The sequence below is a fragment of the Clostridium kluyveri DSM 555 genome (assembly GCF_000016505.1).
GTDB lineage: Bacteria > Bacillota > Clostridia > Clostridiales > Clostridiaceae > Clostridium_B > Clostridium_B kluyveri.
On sequence record NC_009706.1, the window covers coordinates 567,879 to 583,979 of the forward strand.

The window sequence follows — 16,101 nt, forward strand, 5'->3', positions numbered from 1 at the left end:
GCTTGTACTGATACAATGATTTTTCTTCTTTTTTGTTTTAATTTTATCATATATACTTAAGTTGTCAAAAAATTATCAAATTCAGATAAAAAGAGGAGGAAAAAGCTATGAAGAACAAATATTATCCACATCTTGCAAGTCCTATTAAGATTAATGGAGTTACTTTTAAAAACAGAATTTTTGGTGCGCCGATGTCCAATCCAGAATTAGACACAGACTGCAATATGCGGAAAGAAGAAATCGCATTTCATGAAAATCGTGCACGCGGTGGCCTTGCTAGTGTAGCTATTGGTCTTGGTATTGTAGATGCCATTGGTCGTACACACACGAAAGAAATAAAACTCTATGATGTAATGTCTCTCCCTTCACTTAAGGAAGCTGCCAACGCTATGCATCGTCACAATTGTAATGCAGTAATGGAGCTCGCCCACGGGGGAAAATATGGGAATGCCCGTGGTCATAGCAATGCTGATGGCACATTAATTGGGCCGAATGATGAAGTAAATCCAGAAGGACTTCAGGTTCGCAGCATGACAGATGAGGACATCTACAGAGTCGCAGATTGTTTTGCTGAGGGTGCAAAACTGGTGAAAGAAGCTGGCTTTGACATGGTACTTATCCACGGTGGTCATGGATGGCTGCTTGGTCAGTTCAGTTCTCCAACGATGAATCACAGAACAGATAAATGGGGAGGCAGTCTGGAGAATCGTATGTGTTTCTCACTGCTGGTAATAGAAAAAATACGTGAAGCTGTTGGACCTAATTATCCAATTGAATTCCGTATGAGTGGAGCAGAGTATACGAAAGATGGATACACAATCGAAGAGGGCATTAAGATGGCCAAAATGCTGGATGGGAAGGTCGATATTATCCATGTTTCTGCTGGTATTCATGAAGACCCGGAGGTATTTACATTTACTCACCCATCTATGTTTATTGAACATGGATATAACGTATATCTTGCGTCTGAGATTAAAAAGCATGTTAAGACCCCGGTTGCCACATTAGGCGGACTAAATGATCCGGACATGATGGAAGAAATTATTGCTTCAGGAAAAGCAGATATCATACAGGTTGCACGTCAATCACTCGCTGATCCATATTTTCCAGAGAAAGCGTTTTCAGGAAATGCAGATGATATTACTCGTTGCTGCCGCTGCTACACCTGTTTCTTCAATTATTTAACAAACAGAACATTTTGCTGTGCGTTTAACCCGGTTATTGGTAATGAGCTTGAAAATAAGCATGCATTCCCGGCCACAACGCCAAAGAAAGTTATCGTAGTTGGTGGTGGCCCAGGCGGTATGGAGGCAGCTATTACAGCAGCTGATCGTGGTCATTCTGTTACTCTTTATGAGAAAAACAGTAAACTTGGCGGACAGCTTCTTTCTGAACAATATATTCCTTTTAAGCAGGATATGTTCAACTTTGTAAAAGTATTAAAGGGACGTTTGGAGAAATCAGGCGTCGATGTTCGTTTGAATACAGAACTTACTGCTGAGCAGGCAGCAGCAGAAAATGCCGATGTTATTATTACAGCTATTGGCGCTAAACCGATTGTTCCACCAATCCCTGGAATTGATAATGAGAAAGTTGTTGGTCTTGAAGCTCTTCATCAGCCAACTCCTGCACTTGGACAGAAGGTTCTTATCCTTGGCGGCGGTCTTGTTGGATGCGAATGTGCAATTTACCTGGATAGCCTTGGAAAGGATGTTACAATCGTTGAGATGAAAGGCGACTGGGCAGCAGATGCTTACTTTATGCATAAAAATGCAATGATAATAGCAATGCGTGACAGCAATATCAAAATTAATGTAAATACAAAAGCAAAGGCTGTTACAGCTGAAGGACTTGCCTGTGAGACGACCGATGGTGAAGTTACTTTTGAGGCTGACAGCATTTTGTTAGCAGCAGGTATGAAAGCTGACCGTGCAGTTGCAGACAGCTTCTATAACGCAGCACCACGTGTATTTCAAACAGGCGACTGTATTAAACCGGGTCGTGTTGTTGAGGCAGTTACAAACGGTTACTATCGTGCACTGGATATTTAAGATTAGATACTATCATTTTGCATAATAATAAGAAAATGAGAGGAAAATGAGAGATGGGAAAAAATAATAATGGGAAAGTAAAAATTGGTATTTACCTGTGTGCAATCCTGATGATGGGTGCTATTGCTGTAGCAAGTAACGTGGCAAGTATTGCTGCCGCTTTCCCAGAGGCTGGTCAGACAAAAGTAGTTGCTTACTTGATTTCAGCTCCATGTTTGGTCGTTATTCTGGTGACACTGATTAGCGGTAAATTGATGGATTCTATTCCGAAGAAAACACTGATGATTGCTGGTGTTATATTCTGGCTGGTAGGCGGAACACTTCCTTACTTCATGAGCAGTCTGGGAACGATTTTAATAATGCGTCTTCTCTTCGGTGTTGGTGTTGGTATTATTCAGTCGCTCTGTCCAGCACTAGTAGTTGAAAATTTCAAGGATCCTGCAGAAAGGGCAAAGGTTATGGGAAACATGACCTCATTCCAGATGCTGGGAGCACTATTTTTCTCACTGGTATCTGGATATCTTGGAAGAATCAGCTGGAATATTGCATTTTTGGTCCACTTGATTGCAACTCTATCTCTGATTGCAGCCCTTGTATGTATTCCATACAAGCAGCTGGTTAAGGCTGAAACACCGAATGAAAAGGCGAAATTCCAGCCAACGGCTATGATGTGGGTTTGGTGTGTAGCGTTTTTTGTATATATGTCTGGTGCACAGACCTACGCAAATTTCGCGTCATCACTCATTACAGAGCGTGGGCTTGGTGATACCGTAGCAGCCGGTTATTCATTGGCATGCTTCGCACTGGGCGGATTTGTTATGGGATTCATCTTTGGCAAGGTGTCGGATATTTGTAAAAAACTCACACTTACCGCTGGATGTGTGCTTCTGTCGGTGTCATTCTTGATTATGACATATGCACCAAATCTTTCAATGTCTTACATTGGAGCGTTTATGTGTGGACTGGCATTTTCAATCTGTATGCCATGTATCCTGAACGGTGCCGGAGGAGCTGTTTCACAGGCTTCTTCAGGTATGGCTGTTTCCATTGCAACATGTATGCAGAATGCAGGTATGACAATCTGTCCATACCTCGTAACAGCAGGAGGAGCAATTTTTACATCATCCCGGACACTTACCAGAACTCAAGGCGCTATGTTATTCTCCATTATTATACTTCTGATTCTGGCGGTTGTATTTACAGTTATTGCATTTACAGGGAATAAGAAAACAGCATGCGGTATAAATGCATCATAAAGAGGAAGCCTTTCTTGGCTCCCCCAAATAAGTGGGAAAGGGATATTTAAGAAGTCTACAGCATCTTTGATAACACCCGTAAGGCATAATACTATAACGAAACAGATAACCCTAGAACCAAAGAAATTGCCTGTAGATCAATGTATAAATATCTTTTGTTTAGGCCTGTACAATATTTATAAAAGTTCCAAGATTGTTTAAATGGACATACTTAAAACTTTTATAATAAGCAGCATAAAACAAACAATGTAAAATTAAGAGACTTTATGTTCTATGAAGTCTCTTATTATTTAGTTATTCCCTAAAAAATAAAAATTAGCTTTTATCATTTCTATTTTATTTTACACATACCTATGTATGTTCTCTTTTATACTAAATATGTACCAGATTTGTTTCACAATTTTTATTTATTTTGTTAACAAAATATAAGAGCCCGAGGACCAGACTCTTATTCACTAATATTCAATTGCCTTTTCAATCCTTCCTGAAGAACATGCGAAAAATTCAAATGTGCCTTTTCAGCCTCTGTATTAAGCCATGAAGGTATTGTTAAAGTCTTTTTAACAGTCCTATTATCATATTCTCTTATAACCTTTTTTAATTCAACTTTTACAAGTATAACTACTTGAGTATTATTTAATTTTGCATTATTCATTTTAGTTGCTTCAGGTATGCCTTCTTTATCTTGATATAAATCAAATAAGCACAATTTCAATGCATATGTGAACCTTTTTGAGTTTTTATTTTCCATCCTTTCTCTTCTGCCAACTTAACAATTTCCTTTAAAAATATAAGGGGCTGTCGCAAAACTACTTTAAAATAGTTAGCGATGCCACTTTTTAGCATTAAAATAAAAAATAATCCGAGAAAGGGAGATGTAAAAAAATCTCCCTTCTTGGATTATTTTTTTTGGACGAACTTAATAAAGCTTCCCTTATTTTATAAATTTTTTCTTAGAATTTAGGCAGACTTGATTTTATGAAGATGCATTCTACATCTTTCATTTTGTATTTTTGAGTGTAACTTATTTATGTTATATGCAAAACAAAGCAGTATAAATTCAGTTTTCACACTGCTTTTGCCATGTGTCAAAAATCGATTGAATTGATAGTCATTTTTGAGAACACCAAAAGCACCCTCAACTTGTATTGAGCGATTAACTCTTAGTAGAATTCCTTTGGAAGAAGTTATGTTTTCAAGGGATATTTGGCGTTTTTTAACAAAGGTTTTGGATACTTGCATCCGTCGATTTCCTGCAGCTTTAGTGCATTTGGGCTTAAATTTACATGAACTGCAATCATCACACTCATATATAGTTATTTTTGATTTATATCCAGTTGCTGATGTTCTATACATTATACCAATAGGTAGTAAGTGTTTCCCGTTGTGGCAGATATACTCGTCTTTTTCTTAATCATAGGTCATATTCTCCCGTTTGCTTATGTTGTTCTTAAAGCTTTTCTTCTTCCACTTCTCATATGTCTGAGGCTTTATGTAGTAATTCTCAGTATTCTTTTCTAAATACAAATAATTCTCTTCGCTCTCATATCCAGAATCTGCAATTACATTTTGATAAGTCGCTCTAAGATTTGATTGTAGATTCTTAAGAAAAGAAATCAATATGGTAGCATCACTCCTGTCTTGGAACACTCCAACTCCTATGACATACTCGCTTTCAACGCCAATCTGAACATTGTATCCTGGTTTTAGTTGTGAGTTTCGCATATGGTCATTTTTCATATGCATGAAAGTTGCATCAGGATCTGTCTTCGAATAACTATTTCTTCCATCAAACAGTTGATTATGAGTATTATATTTTTTCTGACGCTCATAGTAATTTTCAAGTTCTTCCTTGAGCTTTTGGAGCTTTGTCTTTCGCTTTCCAATACCATGGACAAACTCTATCTTATCCTGCTGACGCTTTTCCTCAAGATAATTCAATACCTTTTCTATGTCATCCAGCAGCGTTTCTTTTGTAATTGCGAAGTTAGTTATATACTCAAGATTGATTGTTTCAATACATTTGAGTATTTTTACAAACATTTTTGTTTCATTTTTGTTGACGGATTTCTTCCAAACAAATGTATATCTATTAGCATTAGCTTCAATTTTTGTCCCATCTACAAAAAGATTTTCATATTGGATATCTCCAAGGTCATGTAGATACTTAACCTGTTGATAGAATAGGTCCTCCACGGCTTTCCCCAGATAACCTTTGCGAAATCTTGCTATTGTTGAGTGATCCGGAGCTTTATATCCTTGCAGTAGCCACATGAAATTCACATCTCTATTGCAAGCAGTTTCAATTTTCCTGGTTGAATAGATACCTTCAGCATAAGCATATGCAAGTATCTTGAATAGGATTTTAGGCTCGACCGCAAATTTTCTCCCCACGTGGGAGTATACGCCTTGTATAACTTTTCGTAATTCAACTCCTCTGTAATATGGCTTAGCAATCTAACTGAATCATCCTCTGGTATTATCTTTTCAAAATCTAAGGGCAAAACCAATTGATAATATCCATCAAATTCGGTATAATTCTTTTGTTGGGTTTCGAATTTTCGCATAATTCAATTCTACAACACTTACGGGTCTTTCTGGACCTGCATTTTATTTTTTGCATGAAATTAGGGCTGCTGCACCCTAACTTTTATTTATTAGTTGTGCAACAGCCCCTTTTCTCATACAAAAAAACCGTACTGAATTCAGTACGGTTGTATGTATCATTTATCGTGGGTTTTACTGGTGGAGGCGAGGGGAGTCGAACCCCTGTCCGAAAGCAGAAACATTTGAGCATCTCCGAGTGCAGTCCTTATTTTAGAATTCCCTCTCTTAGACGCCTAAGGACAGGCTTCTAAGTTCAGTAGCTTCATAAATTCCGTTTCCAGGTCAAAGCTTTCCTGGACTCGTTTCCCCACTGTCGACGCCAGACCCTAAGTCGTGGGAATCTTAGGCTGACGAGCTGCTATATTAGGCAGCTAATGCTAAATTATCGTTTTCGTTTATATTTAAACCCCATAGTTTTTTAACGCGGGCCCACAGGATTCCCTCGACTCGCTTCTCAAACACATCTTACCCCCGTCGAAACCAATTACGCCCCCAAGTTGATAATTTAATACTACATATAGCAGTAAGCCAATGTAGTATTAAATTATATCATTTAAGTTGTTTTAAGTCAACTTGTTTAAATATGAAAATTTATAATATCAAGTAATTCAGAGGTTCAGGCAAAGTTTGTATATGAGGAATACTTCTTCTCCATCTGAACTTTAGAAAAACTTATCCAAACGTGTAACAATGTTTACTTCCTTTTGAAAAAGATAGGAGTATTAGCAATGTCAGCGTTTGGATAAATGGATATTCAAGCATATTTTAAAAAATCACTTTCATTATACTTATATAAAGTGTAATTTGATTATCTTAAAGTAGATAATAAGTGAAATATGTGCGGCTAAATGCAGTATCAATATTACACTATAACCGTAAAATTATCAATAGTATACAAAAGTATATTAAGTTATATTTATGGTAAATACATTAATTCTTAAACCAATTTCATCTATTATACATTATATCAAAAATGCTGCACATAAAGTAGTTACAAGTAAACCGATTATCACAGGTTTTAGATTTCTTCTGGCTAGTTCAAAGGCATCTACTTTGCATATGGCAGCGACAGGTATTACTGCCCAAGGAATTATAGTTCCTCCACCAACCCATATACCTGCTATTTGACCTAGGGCTGTTAACGTAGCTATTCCTCCGCCTATTGCAGTAGAAAATAATTTGGCTACGGATCCTACCAGGGATATTCCTGAAAAGCCAGAGCCGTCCAATCCTGTTATGGCACCTACAGCAGTTAAAGTTCCAGAAGCCAACAGCGGATTTAAAGGTACTATATTTGAAAGAGCCATTCCAAGGTCGTTAACTATTCCGTGAGAAGATTGAGGCAACACTTTACCGAATATTTCAATAAAGGCTGAATCACCCAGATAAAAGAATGCTGCTATAGGAATAACCACACCAAATACTTTAAAACCAAATTGAAGCCCTTCTACAATATGAGCTGTAATATTTTCTAAAGATTTTTTACCATAGGCTATAATTGAAATAAAGCTTAGAATAAACAGAGAAGTTCCTCCAATTAGAGCAGTAGCATCTCCACCTTGGAGTTTATACATATACATTATTATTATATCTCCTAAAAATATAGCTATAATCAGTATAGTTAATATTTTTCTAAATATATTGGAGGATATAACATTTTTTTCTTCATATGTTTCTTCTTCTTTATTAAAACTGGTATTCAATTTGTTATTTTTTATGTCTTTTCTCAGCATATAAAAAGCTGTTACTGTAGTCACTATTCCCATTACTATAGTTAATGGAATACTTGCAGACATTACACTGGAGACTCCTATTCCTGCTGCATCTGCTGTAAGTTTAGGTGCTCCCTGTATTATAAAATCACTGGACAGGGCAATACCGTGACCGAATAAGTTCATAGCTACTGCAGCTCCTATAGGAGGAAGGCCCACTTTTTTTGCTATGGGTAAAAATAACGCACCTATGAGAGCTACTGCAGGAGAAGGCCAGAAAAACCAGGATAATGTCATCATAACTATACCTATGATCCAATAGCACATCCAGTAGGATTTAATTATTTTCTTAAAAGGTGATACTAATTCTTTATTTATTCCTACTACAACTAGCACATTGCTCATGGCAGTTATTATGGAAATAATAAAGATGGTAGGCATAAGTTCTTTAGTGGCATAAATGAGACTATTGAAAATTTGTATAATGGATATATATATAGAATGGGTTGAGAATATTCCAAGGGTAAAAATGCCAACTATACATATGAGAGATATATCCCTTTTTAGAATCATAGCCAGGATTATCACTAAGATAAAAATAAGGTATATATAGTGCAGATTGGTTAATACAACATTCATATCCATCCTCCGCATAAAATAAATATATTAATAATTTATGCGGAGGAAAATTCCATGGTGATTGAAAAAATAAGTGTTTATCTAAAATATTTTACCTTGTTGATTGCTTTTTTGAATTTTTATTATGGTTTTGTGCTTCTTCTGTAATAGGTGTCTGTCCTTTACTTTTCATTTTCCTGGCTTTTTTATTGTCAGGTTGACTATCTTTTGGCATTATTTCAAACCTCCTAAATTAATATGTCTTCTTATTTCCGGTTTTAGCTTTTCCTTGAATTTCCGGAACAGGTTCTAAAGTGTTCTTTTTAATGTGAGTTTTTTTGTTGCTTTCAGTTCCATGCGGGTCTTTCGGATCAGGTCTTCTGGTACCTGCTTTAGCCATAGAGACACCCTCCTTAAAATTCATTCAAAATATAATTTATAATTTTATATTTCTTTCAGTAATATTATTTGTGAAAAATTGAAAAGATATATATGAATTATTAAAAAGACATACTGTTAAATTTAACTATTAATTTTTAAGAGAGGTGATATATTTATGAAGAAAAAATTTAGCATATTTATGTTGATTATATTTGCAGTATCATTTATGGCAATGTCTGTAGTATATTCTAGAGGTATTTTTAACTCACAAAATGAAGATGAGCAGCTTAGAATAGATTCTAAGAGAGAAGATGAGATGCCAAAAAGATTTAGAAAGACCACAGATACTATTAAAGAGGATGACGATCTTCCTAATTTAACTGGGTTTTCTTCATTAAATGAATCAGGGGGTGCGCAGTTTACTACAAAAAATATAGGACTTATGAAAAAGGCTATAGGCGATATGCCTATATTTATAGTAGATTTGAGAGAAGAATCCCATGGATTTATCAATCATTTTGCAGTGAGCTGGCTAGGAGAAGATGGGAAAAATAAAGGAAATAAAGGATTGACAAAGGAAGAAGTATTAAAGGATGAAGCTAAGAGATTGAATAGTATTAAATTAAAGGAACCAATTACCATAAAAAATAAAGAAATTATACCTACTAAGGTACAAAGTGAAAAAGAGTTAGTAGAAAAGAATAAAATGTTTTATGTAAGAATACCTGTTACTGACAATGAAAGACCTAGTGATGAAATGGTAGACTATTTTATAAAATTGGTAAAAAAGTTCCCTAAAGACAGTTGGGTGCACTTTCATTGTAAAGCTGGTATTGGAAGAACCACTACTTTTATGGTGATGTATGATATCATGAAAAATGGTAAACAGGTAAGTTTAGAGGATATAATGGAAAGGCAGGTCTTAATTGGAGGAAAAAATCTTCTTAAGCCTTCTTATAAACCGGGAAGTTATTCTTCAGAAAGATCTGAATTTATAAAAGATTTTTATGAATATGTAAAAGAAAACAAGGATGGATTTAATACCAACTGGTCTCAATGGGTAAAAGATAAAAGAGAGGTAGGCGTATTGGATTGGAATATAAAAATAGCATAATAATAAATAGTATAGTATTTATTATTATGGTTTTTGCAGCGGTGAATTTAAATGTAACTATAGTTATGGCAGAGAATACAAAACAAAATACAGGAAAATCCATAAGTGCCGATGAAAAAAAGATTATTTATCTAACTTTTGATGATGGTCCCAGTAATATAACCAATAATATCTTGAATATATTGAAAGAAAAAAATGTAAAGGCTACATTTTTCGTTATAGGAAATCAAATACCAGATAATGAGAATATAATAAGGAGAATCGCAAGTGAGGGACATAGTATAGGGCTTCATACCTATACTCATAAATATGGTAATATTTATAAGAGTAGTGATAATTTCATTAAGGAGATGAATATTACAGGGGATATGGTTAAAAAGATTACAGGATTGGAAAGTCATATAATAAGATTTCCAGGCGGCAGCAGAAAACATTTAAATAATAAACTTTTACAGAAATTACATGAAAATAAATTTAAAATATATGACTGGAACATACAAGCTTCCGATGGAATTAATGCTAAAACATCTCCTTATAAAATATTTAAAGAGACTACCACTAATCCAGAAAACCTTAATTCAATTATACTTTTAATGCACTGTGATTATATGCATAAAAATACTTGCATTGCTCTTCCTAAAGTAATAGATTATTATAAAAATGAGGGATATGAATTTAAAATTATAACAGAAGATACTGAAGAGCTATATTTTCCTATATCTACTAAAAGAACTTCAGGATTCTTTAAAAAAATACTTACAAATTAAAAGTCTAAGGCAAGATATTAAATTATAATATGTCTTGCCTTAAACTTTTATATTATCAATGTTTAATATTAGTTTTTATAAGTTCCATAAAGGTGTCAGGAGTAACCACTTTTATTTTAGAATTTTTATTTAATTCACTTATAACCTTTTCGATATCATCCATAGTTTTACTCCAGGCGTGTACATATACAAAAGTATAGGAGTTGGGATTAGTTATATCAGTATATCCTTTATCTGCATAAGAATTAATTTTTTCAACTAAGGTGTTGTTCCCTTCTAATTTCGACCATAGAAGATTTCTACATGAAACTATTGGTTTACCATTGCTCCACAGTATTTTTCCTTTATAGTCGTCCTGTCTGTGATAATTTAAATAAAATATGCCCTGTATATTGGGATATACGGTATACTTATCCCATAGAGCTATATTATCAAAAGACCAATTATCTAAAATTGAAATATATTTTTGATCTACATTTTTCATATAATTATTTAACCTTTTAATATTTAATTCAAGGGCATCTTCTTTAAGTTTACTGGGATACATGTAACCTGCTCCAGAAGGAGATACAATAAAGTTGTCATTGTAATCCTTTTGGGAAGCACTTTTATAATACAGCTTAAATACAGTAGGAGCCAGTTCGTATAGAGAAGGACTTATGGTGAATCCCATGTTGAATTTGCCACGGCTGGGAGAGCCATACCACTTTTTAGAGCTATAATTGTTTCCAAGAGTCCACTGTTGATTATCTCCATCTGACATAATAAATGTAACAAAATGAGTGTTCTCTTTAGGAAAACTATTTGAAGAGTTATTTTTTCGAGTTAAAGTTTGGCATGGAAATGCACTAAGTACAGTTAAATTATAGGACCAGTCTGCAGGAACTATGCTTACGCCGTGTTTTGAAGCTTCTTGTACATTTTCATATTCATCTGGCCCCCAGCCTAAACAAATGGAGTCCTTCTCCATGGAGCTAAATACTTTGTCCCGTAGGGGAAATTCTTTAGGTGTGTCTTCATAAAATACAAGACATTTACTCATTATGGCATAATCCCTTAAAGCTGTGCTTTTATTTGGAGACAGTTCAATCACAATAGAGTGGCTTAATTTAGAATTCCATAGATTATTGTAGGCCCAGTATTTATCGGTATTTCTGCAATCACCTTTCAATTTTTTTATACCATGATCTCTAAGCTTATTTTCTATGGATTCATCAATGGCTATGCAATTTTTTAAAGCTGCTAGAGAGCAGGCATTATTTATTGAAGGATCTTTAGAAGAAGAATTACTATAAAGTACATATCCCTTTACATATGATTTGAATTTGTCCAGCAAATACCAGGGATCCTTTACTATGTCATAAGTTACCCCATGATTTTGTTTTAAATCATCCAGCCATATATTGTAATCTGGGTGACTTTTGCTTAAAATATATATCTGGGAATATGAACTATTTGATATTACTCCCTGCAGAGTAGCTATCATTGTCCTTTCTTCTGGAGTTAAATTATTTTCATATATTGCGTAAAGGTGAGTAGGTTTTTTAGGGTTCTTTATATAATAGGAGTGCAGAGAAGAAGCACTTGCACCTGAATTAAATATATTGATACATAGGGTAAAAATAATAACTATGGTAAAAATTTTGTTAAGTTTATATTTTAATTTCAAAAATTACACCTCCTTAGTACTTATTATGCAAATTTTTTTAATAATTTATGTGTATATAGTATTGTTCAAAAATATATTGACAATAGATTTTTTATAACCTATCATATAAAATGTTATTGTAATTAACTGAATATTAAAAATGCAAAGAAGGGGACTAGTAAATTTTATATTCTTTTTTAGAGAGGAAACATCTGGTGAGAGTTTCTAAAGAATTATTTTGAACCTGCCCTGGAGTTTCTGTATTTTAATTATTAGAGTGCAGCGGTGATAATCGTTAAAGTTTTAAGCGAGTATATTTGGTATCAAATATATTAATCAGGGTGGTACCGCCGATATAACCTCGGTCCCTTTAGGGGATTAGGGGCTTTTTTATATTTAAAATAATTTATAAAAATTATAATTAAACTTGGAGGTAATTAAATTGGATAAAAAATTGGTAGAGCAAATAACATCCAGAGATGAGGATTTTGCTAAGTGGTATACTGATATTGTGAAAAAGGCAGAGCTGGCTGACTACTCAAGTGTAAGGGGATGTATGATAATAAGACCTTATGCTTATGCCATGTGGGAACATATCCAGGGCTATCTGGATAGAAGATTTAAAGAGACAGGTCATGAAAATGTATATATGCCCCTTTTTATTCCAGAGTCACTTCTTGAGAAGGAAAAAGATCATGTAGAAGGATTTGCTCCTGAAGTTGCCTGGGTTACTCAGGGAGGGAATGAAGAACTTACAGAAAAATTATGTGTGAGACCTACTTCAGAAACTTTATTTTGTGAACATTATGCTAAAATAGTTCAATCTTATAAGGATCTTCCAAAGTTATATAATCAATGGTGTTCTGTGGTAAGATGGGAAAAAACTACAAGGCCTTTTTTGAGAACTACTGAATTTCTGTGGCAGGAAGGTCATACAATACATGCTACTAAAGAAGAAGCAGAAGAAGAAACTATAAGGATGCTTAATATATATGAAGAACTATGCAGAGAAATGCTGGCTATTCCTGTTTTAAAAGGACAGAAAACTGAAAGTGAGAAATTTGCAGGTGGAGAAGCCACATATACCATAGAATCATTAATGCATGATGGAAAAGCGCTGCAATCCGGTACATCCCATTATTTCGGCCAAAATTTTGCAAAACCTTTTGAAATGCAATATTTAGATAAAAACGGTAAATTGCAGTATGTGTATCAAACTTCCTGGGGAATAACCACTCGTATTATAGGAGCTCTTATAATGGTACATGGAGATGACAATGGATTGGTAGTTCCGCCAAGAATAGCTCCCCTGCAGGTAATAATAGTTCCTATAGCACAGCATAAGGAGGGAGTGCTTGAGAAGGCAGATGAATTAAAAGAGGAATTAAGTAAAATTGTACGGGTAAAAATTGATGATAGTGATAAAATGCCAGGGTGGAAATTTAGTGAACATGAAATGAAAGGTGTACCTATTCGTTTAGAGGTGGGACCTAAGGATATTGCAAAAAATCAGGTAGTACTCGTAAGGAGAGATACTAGGGAGAAGATAATGGTACCTATGAGCAATCTTTGTGATGAAGTACCAGCGTTATTGGATAATATTCATAATTCTATGTTAAAAAAAGCAGAGATGTTTATAAAAGAAAATACACATAATGCTGTAGATATGGAAGAATTTAAGGCTATACAAAATAATAAAAAAGGTTTTATAAAAGCCATGTGGTGTGGGGATGCCAGGTGTGAAGAGAAAATTAAAGAACTTACTGGTGCAACTTCAAGGTGTATTCCGTTTAATCAGGAACATATTTCAGATAATTGTGTATGTTGTGGAAAGAAAGCAGATAAATTAGTTTATTGGGGCAGGGCATATTAAAATAATTATTTAGAAAATACTGCTAGATATAGATGACTTGGCAAATAGTTATAATGAAAAGAAATACTGTGAATTTTCATAGTATTTCTTTTTTATATTAATAAATAACTTTGAAAATATATTATAAAGTATTAAGAAAGAAAACATTTATTGTTATAATATAACTAGAATTATAAGTCATAGTGATGTGGAGGCTCATACAAATTATGTTGAATGGTAAAAAATTCAAAAATAATAAATTTATATATTTTATTTGTTATGCATTGTTAGCTATTATAATTGTATTTACAGTTAATGAATATTTTAACGGATTAAAATATGAGCATATAAAATACAGTGATTTTGTCAATTATATTAACCAGAATAAAATATCCCAAGTTAAAATAGGAAAGGATAAATTGTTCATAACACTTAAGAGTAAGCAAAATGAAGAAGAAAAAATACTTTATACGGAAAAGTTAAATGATCCAGATTTAATACAAAAATTAGATGATGCCAATATTAAGTTTGATGGGTCATCCCAAGAAAATGCTGTAATGAAGAACATTTTTACAGGTTGGATTTTACCTGTAATTATACTTATGTTTTTTGCAAAAGTTATTTTAGGAGCATTAGGTAAAAGAATGGGCAGTGGAGTTATGTCCTTTGGTAGAAATACTGCCAAGATATATGCAGAAAATGAAACTGGTGTTAATTTTGAAGATGTAGCAGGGCAGGAGGAAGCTAAAGAATCTCTTGTCGAAATAGTGGATTTTCTGCATAACTCTCAAAAATATGCTTCTATAGGAGCTAGATTACCTAAAGGTGCACTTCTTGTAGGTCCTCCGGGTACAGGAAAAACTTTGCTTGCAAAGGCGGTAGCAGGAGAGGCGAAAGTTCCCTTCTTCTCCATATCAGGTTCTGCTTTTGTGGAAATGTTTGTAGGCATGGGCGCTGCCCGGGTAAGAGATTTATTTCAACAGGCACAGGAAAAAGCTCCCTGCATAGTTTTTATAGATGAAATAGATGCAATAGGCAAGAGTAGAGGGGGAAATGTGTCGGGAAATGATGAAAGGGAACAGACTTTGAATCAGCTTTTGGCGGAAATGGATGGATTTGATTCTTCAAAGGGTGTAGTGATATTAGCTGCTACAAATAGACCGGAAGTTTTAGATAAGGCACTTTTAAGACCGGGAAGATTTGATAGGAGAGTAGTAGTTGATAGACCGGATTTAAAGGGTAGAGAGGATATATTAAAGGTTCATATAAAGGGAGTTAAGGTTTCAAAAGATGTAGATTTAAATGCTATAGCAAAATCCACCCCCGGAGCTGTAGGAGCAGACCTTGCCAATATAATAAATGAAGCAGCACTTAAGGCTGTTAAAAATAACAGGTATGAAGTAACTCAGGATGACCTTCAAAATGCCGTGGAATTAATTATAGCCGGTAAGGAAAAAAAGGATAGAATACTTTCTCCGGAAGAAAAACGGCAGGTTGCTTTTCATGAAGTAGGGCATGCACTGGTAGCAACACTATTAAAACATACAGATCCTGTTCATAAAATAACTATAGTACCAAGAACTATGGGATCTCTTGGATATACAATGCAGCTTCCTATAGAAGAGAAGTATTTGATTACCAGAGAAGAGATGATAGATCAGATATGTGTTATGTTAGCTGGAAGAGCTGCAGAAGAGGTTAGGTTTAGCAGTATATCCACAGGAGCTGCCAACGATATTGAAAGGGCAACTGAAACTGCCAGAAGTATGGTTACCGTTTATGGAATGACAGAAAGATTTGATATGATGGCACTAGAATCAATGCAAGATAAGTATCTAGATGGCAGACCAGTGCGAAATTGTAGTGCAGAAACGGCTTCAATTATTGATGAGGAAACTTTAAATATAATAAAACAATGTCATAACAAGTCCAGAGAACTTTTAAAAAACAATATAAAATTACTTGAAAAAATATCAGAAGAACTTATTGAAAAGGAAACTTTAATGGGGGATGAGTTTATGGGCATAATAAGAATGTACAGAGGTAAAGGAAAATAGATCTTATCGATAGGAACTTTAATAATTAAAAGTCAATG

The 16,101-nt window shown here is 34.4% G+C and carries 11 protein-coding genes, 1 other RNA gene, 1 pseudogene and 1 other annotated feature; of the genes and pseudogenes, 6 read left to right on the forward strand and 7 right to left on the reverse strand.

The features are described 5' to 3' along the window. Positions 1-107 precede the first annotated feature (107 nt). On the forward strand, positions 108-2,051 hold the full coding sequence (locus CKL_RS02915) for an oxidoreductase (RefSeq protein WP_011989160.1): 1,944 nt from the start codon (positions 108-110) through the stop codon (positions 2,049-2,051). Positions 2,052-2,104: 53 nt separating this feature from the next. Then, entirely contained in the window at positions 2,105-3,307 is a 1,203-nt protein-coding gene (locus tag CKL_RS02920; RefSeq protein WP_011989161.1) for an MFS transporter, read from the forward strand. A 448-nt stretch (positions 3,308-3,755) separates the two neighbouring features. On the opposite strand, the gene CKL_RS02925 is transcribed toward CKL_RS02920, so the two are convergent. The 6 genes and pseudogenes from CKL_RS02925 to CKL_RS20590 form a co-directional block, all read right to left on the reverse strand. Beyond that, the gene (locus CKL_RS02925; protein WP_011989162.1) at positions 3,756-4,058 is read right to left on the reverse strand and encodes a hypothetical protein; all 303 of its coding nucleotides are present in this window, start codon (positions 4,056-4,058) and stop codon (positions 3,756-3,758) included. A 209-nt stretch (positions 4,059-4,267) separates the two neighbouring features. After that, a pseudogene (locus CKL_RS19675) lies at positions 4,268-5,874 on the reverse strand (IS1182 family transposase). Between the two features lie 176 nt (positions 5,875-6,050). Further along, positions 6,051-6,408, reverse strand: a transfer-messenger RNA (tmRNA) gene (gene ssrA, locus CKL_RS19680). Positions 6,409-6,876: 468 nt separating this feature from the next. Continuing rightward, positions 6,877-8,265 carry a membrane protein gene (locus CKL_RS02940; protein WP_011989166.1) on the reverse strand — a complete coding sequence of 463 codons (1,389 nt, stop codon included), beginning with the start codon at positions 8,263-8,265 and terminating at the stop codon, positions 6,877-6,879. 91 nt (positions 8,266-8,356) lie between these two features. Beyond that, positions 8,357-8,479: a hypothetical protein gene (locus tag CKL_RS21470; RefSeq protein ID WP_265874612.1), complete on the reverse strand. Its 123-nt coding sequence runs from the start codon at positions 8,477-8,479 to the stop codon at positions 8,357-8,359. 18 nt (positions 8,480-8,497) lie between these two features. Then, complete coding sequence (locus CKL_RS20590) at positions 8,498-8,644, reverse strand: hypothetical protein (RefSeq protein WP_011989167.1); 147 nt, start codon at positions 8,642-8,644, stop codon at positions 8,498-8,500. Positions 8,645-8,800: 156 nt separating this feature from the next. Between CKL_RS20590 and CKL_RS02945 the strand changes: the two genes are divergently transcribed. Both CKL_RS02945 and CKL_RS02950 read left to right on the forward strand, forming a co-directional pair. Then, positions 8,801-9,739, forward strand: coding sequence for a fused DSP-PTPase phosphatase/NAD kinase-like protein (locus CKL_RS02945; RefSeq protein WP_011989168.1), 939 nt, complete (start codon positions 8,801-8,803; stop codon positions 9,737-9,739). Next, positions 9,718-10,506 carry a polysaccharide deacetylase family protein gene (locus CKL_RS02950; protein ID WP_011989169.1) on the forward strand — a complete coding sequence of 263 codons (789 nt, stop codon included), beginning with the start codon at positions 9,718-9,720 and terminating at the stop codon, positions 10,504-10,506. Before CKL_RS02945 ends, CKL_RS02950 begins: the two co-directional genes overlap by 22 nt. Before the next feature lie 55 nt (positions 10,507-10,561). Here the strand turns inward: CKL_RS02950 and CKL_RS02955 are convergent, their stop codons facing one another. Continuing rightward, positions 10,562-12,175 (reverse strand): GxGYxYP domain-containing protein, encoded by a 1,614-nt coding sequence (locus tag CKL_RS02955; RefSeq protein ID WP_011989170.1) that lies wholly within the window; start codon positions 12,173-12,175, stop codon positions 10,562-10,564. A gap of 135 nt (positions 12,176-12,310) precedes the next feature. Next, positions 12,311-12,527: a binding site (T-box leader), on the forward strand. A 63-nt stretch (positions 12,528-12,590) separates the two neighbouring features. Here CKL_RS02955 and proS point away from each other — a divergent pair. Both proS and ftsH read left to right on the forward strand, forming a co-directional pair. Beyond that, the gene (gene proS / locus CKL_RS02960) at positions 12,591-14,027 is read left to right on the forward strand and encodes a proline--tRNA ligase (RefSeq protein WP_041700903.1); all 1,437 of its coding nucleotides are present in this window, start codon (positions 12,591-12,593) and stop codon (positions 14,025-14,027) included. A 206-nt stretch (positions 14,028-14,233) separates the two neighbouring features. Beyond that, positions 14,234-16,063, forward strand: coding sequence for an ATP-dependent zinc metalloprotease FtsH (gene ftsH / locus CKL_RS02965; RefSeq protein ID WP_011989172.1), 1,830 nt, complete (start codon positions 14,234-14,236; stop codon positions 16,061-16,063). Positions 16,064-16,101: the final 38 nt, after the last annotated feature.

Bases quoted from the DNA above. Each gene is read 5' to 3' on its own strand.
- CKL_RS02925 (WP_011989162.1), bottom strand. From the start codon at position 4,058: ATGGAAAATAAAAACTCAAAAAGGTTCACATATGCATTGAAATTGTGC.
- CKL_RS02940 (WP_011989166.1), bottom strand. From the start codon at position 8,265: ATGAATGTTGTATTAACCAATCTGCACTATATATACCTTATTTTTATC.
- CKL_RS21470 (WP_265874612.1), bottom strand. From the start codon at position 8,479: ATGCCAAAAGATAGTCAACCTGACAATAAAAAAGCCAGGAAAATGAAA.
- CKL_RS02920 (WP_011989161.1), top strand. From the start codon at position 2,105: ATGGGAAAAAATAATAATGGGAAAGTAAAAATTGGTATTTACCTGTGT.
- CKL_RS02945 (WP_011989168.1), top strand. From the start codon at position 8,801: ATGAAGAAAAAATTTAGCATATTTATGTTGATTATATTTGCAGTATCA.
- CKL_RS02915 (WP_011989160.1), top strand. From the start codon at position 108: ATGAAGAACAAATATTATCCACATCTTGCAAGTCCTATTAAGATTAAT.
- ftsH (WP_011989172.1), top strand. From the start codon at position 14,234: ATGTTGAATGGTAAAAAATTCAAAAATAATAAATTTATATATTTTATT.
- CKL_RS20590 (WP_011989167.1), bottom strand. From the start codon at position 8,644: ATGGCTAAAGCAGGTACCAGAAGACCTGATCCGAAAGACCCGCATGGA.